The organism is Floridaenema fluviatile BLCC-F154 (genome assembly GCF_041929135.1).
Taxonomy (GTDB): Bacteria; Cyanobacteriota; Cyanobacteriia; order Cyanobacteriales; family Aerosakkonemataceae; genus Floridanema; species Floridanema fluviatile.
In genome coordinates this window covers 1-3,686 of the sequence record NZ_JBHFNS010000022.1, presented here as the reverse complement: position 1 = coordinate 3,686, position 3,686 = coordinate 1, and the positions used below count along the sequence as shown (strand labels likewise).

Here is a 3,686-nt window from a genome sequence, read left to right as displayed (position 1 = left end):
TTGGAGCCAACAGGTAGGAATATCGGATTAGATGTGGGATTAAATCATTTCTATACCGATAGCGAAGGAAATAAAGTAGATAATCCACGCTACCTGAGAAAAGCCCAAAAGAGATTGAAGCGATTGCAGCGTCGAGTTTCTAAAAAGGTTAAAGGTTCAAAAAACAGAAGAAGAGCAATTAACCGATTAGGTAGACAGCATTTGAAGGTTTCCAGGCAGCGCAAAGACTTTGCAGTAAAGGCAGCAAGGTGCGTGGTGATGTCTAGCGACATCGTGGCGTTTGAAGACTTGAAAGTGCGAAACATGGTGAAAAACCGTCATCTAGCTAAGTCGATTAGTGATGTAGCTTGGTCGCAATTTAGGGAGTGGATACAGTATTTCGCTCTCAAATTCGGCAAAGTTGCTGTCGCAGTGCCACCCCATTACACTTCTGTGAATTGCTCGAAATGTGGCGCAACGGTGAAGAAATCTCTGTCGGTTCGCACCCATGCTTGTAAGTGCGGTGCAGTTTTAGACAGAGACGAAAACGCTGCGATTAACATCCTAATCAAGGCACTACAAATACTTGGCTATGTATCAAATACGCTAGGGCATAGCGAAATTAACGCTTGCGGAGAGACGACCCTCTACTTGAACTTGGCAACAACGCTCAAGCAAGGTCACTCGTTGAAGCAAGAATCTCCCGTCACAGCGTAGCTTGACGGTGAGAGTGTCAACTGTGTTGGTGATTGTTGAAGACAATGACCGATCGCGTAGGGATCGGCTTTCATCAGAATTACCAATCACTCCTGCTCAAAAAAATCTTCATCAGCAAATGGAACAATGACAAGAGGTTCAGCAGTGGGTTTTAGTTCCCATCTTTGCACCGGGGCTGGTTGATTTCTTAAACCAAATCCAATCGCAATTTCCTGAGTTGTTGGCGTAATGCAATAAACACTAGCTGGGTTATAAAACTGAGTTGCAGCAACTACACCTGTTTCGTTAAAAGTATCGAATCGGATAAAACTTGCTCCGGCGATGTTGGCTTCTTTGAGATAACCGCCTAATTTCCAGAATGCACCAGCCCTCAAATTGAACATTACTTTCAGTCTTTTCACTGTTCATAAAATGTCCTTTGCATTTGATGTGATAGCGATCGTTTAGCCAGAAATAATTCCCAATAGCAGAAAATGATATTTGCTATTGGGGATAACAAAAAACTAAATGCTACTTGCTACGGGAACTTTGCCATTTTTCTTAGCAGTAGATTGGCGTTGAGTTTCCAGTTCAGACAGGCGTTGACTTTTGGTTTGAATTTCTGATTGGGCATTAACTAAACTCTGCTCTAAATCTTTAACTTTTTGTTCAAGTGCAGCCATTTCAGATAAGCGTTGTTCGGAAACAGATAACTTAGCGTCTAAATCATTACGTTCCTGATGAAGAGAATCGATTTGGTTACGGAATTCTTCAGCTTCAGCTAATTTCTGTTTATTCAGATTCATGTAGGCTTCGCGCAATTCTTCACGTTGACGTTCGCATTCGGCTTTGTAGAAATTAAGCTCAAGTTCTAAGCGAGGGAAATCAGTTAATTGTTGACGCATTAATTGATTATCTACAGCTAATTGTTTCATGCGATCGCCACTAACCGAAGTATCAGCATTTTGGTAAGCCAAACGATAAGTAGCGATCGCCATTTGTTGAGAAGCTGTTAAATAATCTTCAGGAATATCGGTGGGGTCAAGCAAACCGTCATCTGTAGATTCCAAGATGGCGCTAATTAAATCCTTTTCGCCTTTGCCTTGCTTGAGGGAAGCCATGTTTTCCGATCGCCAATCACGTAATAACTGGCAAATGGTATCTGCACTGCCACCAATCCCAAAGATGTGTTTGAGTGCTGCCTGAACGCTGCGAGTGACTACACCAACACGATTTTTCTGCAACACCGCACAAGCTAAATCCACCATCTCACGAGTAATGCTGACATATTGTTTGGTTTGGTCGATTTCAAATCCGGTTAAATCCAAAGTATCGAATGTTGTTGGTAGTTTTCCCATGATGATTTTTAATGTAAGGTTAACTTGACATTATTATGGAAGTCTAAGATTACATTGTCAAGACAAGTCAGAAATTTAGTTAGGGGTAAACCAATATGTTTACCCGTCATCTTCCAGGTCGTGAGGGAAAGCGATCGCCAGTTCAGTCAGCGTACAGCCCAAAATTTCTGTAAGTACCAGAGTTTCGGCGGGAGAAAGCTTTGGGATAGCTCTGCCATTAATCCAAGCATTGACAGCTTGACGTGACAAAGGACGACCGGAGATACCCTGCCAACCGTTTTCGACTAATTCCGCAAATTGCTCTTGAGTCAAGCCTCTGCGTTCCAATAACTTCATAAATCTACTTTTCCTTTTTGTCATGCTCTGACGCTTGACACTGTAAGGCATACCTGTCATCATTTTATTGTAAAGTTAACCTTACGCGCAAGTCCTCCAATAAAGGTAAACAAGGCAGGCGGCATCCTGCCTTGACTCATAAAACCATGACCAGAAAAGTAATACTAACTTTTGTGTTGGAGGCGGAACACTTTCTTGAACAGGAACTCTCATCAATGAAACTCTTAATTCTGGATACAGAAACAACCAGCGCCGATTCCAACGCTTCCATCTGTGAAATAGCAGGTACGCTTTACCAGATTGGTGAAACTGAACGACAAACAGGTGCGATTGCATCAATGGCAACTCTGTTACCAGTAAATGACAATCCGGCAGAAATGATTAACTCAATTGCTCATGAACTGACTCAAAGTGCATCAGGTTTTAGGGAAGAAGCGATCGGACAATTTCAGAAGATGGCTGATAGTTCAGATTATGCGGTGGCATTTAACGCCGAGTTCGACGCACCGTTGGTAAATCAATTGCTTGGAGAACAGCGTTGGTTGTGTGCGATGAGAGACTTTGATTGGAATTATCCCAACATCAATGCTTATGGTGGCTACAAGCTGACTGATTTGGCGTTGTGGTTAGGAATTGGGATTAGTACGGTTCATCGGGCGGGTGATGATGTCCGGTTGTTGGTGGAGTGCTTGAATCGGCGGCGGGCGATGTTGCCGTTTATGGTGGAGGGGGCGATCGCTCGAAGTAATTCACCGAGGATTGAAATCAAGGCAGTGGTGAGCTATGAAGACCGGGAATTAGCGAAACGTGCTGGGTTTGGATGGGATAATCAGCGACGAATTTGGGTGAAGAAGGTTCGGGAGTGCGATCGAGAAAAGTTTCTTCGAGCCTTGGAATTTGGTGTGGAGAAGATTGGATAGCAATGGAATTAATTGATGAAAATGGACAGCCTAAATTTGGTACTTGTTTTCGATGTGGGAGTCCGATTTCTATACCAGGAATCCATATTTACACTTGCAGTAAATGTGGTTGGGTAGAAACACCTGAATACCAACAATATTTGTTCAAGTGTCAAAAAGAAGATGAAATCAACAAACGGGATAGAAACTGCTCTACAAGAAAGAAAAAAATTGTTGAAGGAATGCCAACAACTTCTGATAAAGATAGCGAACCATCGTTATTGTTTGAAGTTGTTGATTAAGGCTAAAAATGCACTTTCTATCATTGCTGAGTACAAAGGCAATAGATAGCAGAAAATTGTTCTGGAGATTGATGATTAAATGAAATTTGTTGACAAAAACGCAGCGAGTGAAATAC

At 42.3% G+C, this 3,686-nt stretch carries 6 protein-coding genes; 3 read left to right on the top strand and 3 right to left on the bottom strand.

Annotated features, from left to right (window positions below):
* Positions 1–696: RNA-guided endonuclease InsQ/TnpB family protein (locus ACE1B6_RS05980; RefSeq protein ID WP_413256334.1), on the top strand; the 696-nt coding region annotated here is incomplete at its 5' end.
* Positions 697–782: 86 nt separating this feature from the next.
* Here the strand turns inward: ACE1B6_RS05980 and ACE1B6_RS05975 are convergent.
* From ACE1B6_RS05975 to ACE1B6_RS05965, 3 genes are all read right to left on the bottom strand, one after another.
* Positions 783–1,079 (bottom strand): hypothetical protein, encoded by a 297-nt coding sequence (locus tag ACE1B6_RS05975; RefSeq protein ID WP_413256333.1) that lies wholly within the window; start codon positions 1,077–1,079, stop codon positions 783–785.
* A 120-nt stretch (positions 1,080–1,199) separates the two neighbouring features.
* Entirely contained in the window at positions 1,200–2,033 is an 834-nt protein-coding gene (locus ACE1B6_RS05970; RefSeq protein WP_413256332.1) for a hypothetical protein, read from the bottom strand.
* A gap of 99 nt (positions 2,034–2,132) precedes the next feature.
* Positions 2,133–2,369 (bottom strand): helix-turn-helix domain-containing protein, encoded by a 237-nt coding sequence (locus tag ACE1B6_RS05965; RefSeq protein ID WP_413256331.1) that lies wholly within the window; start codon positions 2,367–2,369, stop codon positions 2,133–2,135.
* A gap of 146 nt (positions 2,370–2,515) precedes the next feature.
* On the opposite strand from ACE1B6_RS05965, the gene ACE1B6_RS05960 reads away from it, so the two are divergent.
* Positions 2,516–3,289 (top strand): 3'-5' exonuclease, encoded by a 774-nt coding sequence (locus ACE1B6_RS05960; RefSeq protein WP_413256330.1) that lies wholly within the window; start codon positions 2,516–2,518, stop codon positions 3,287–3,289.
* Positions 3,290–3,291: 2 nt separating this feature from the next.
* Entirely contained in the window at positions 3,292–3,570 is a 279-nt protein-coding gene (locus tag ACE1B6_RS05955) for a hypothetical protein (RefSeq protein ID WP_413256329.1), read from the top strand.
* Positions 3,571–3,686: the final 116 nt, after the last annotated feature.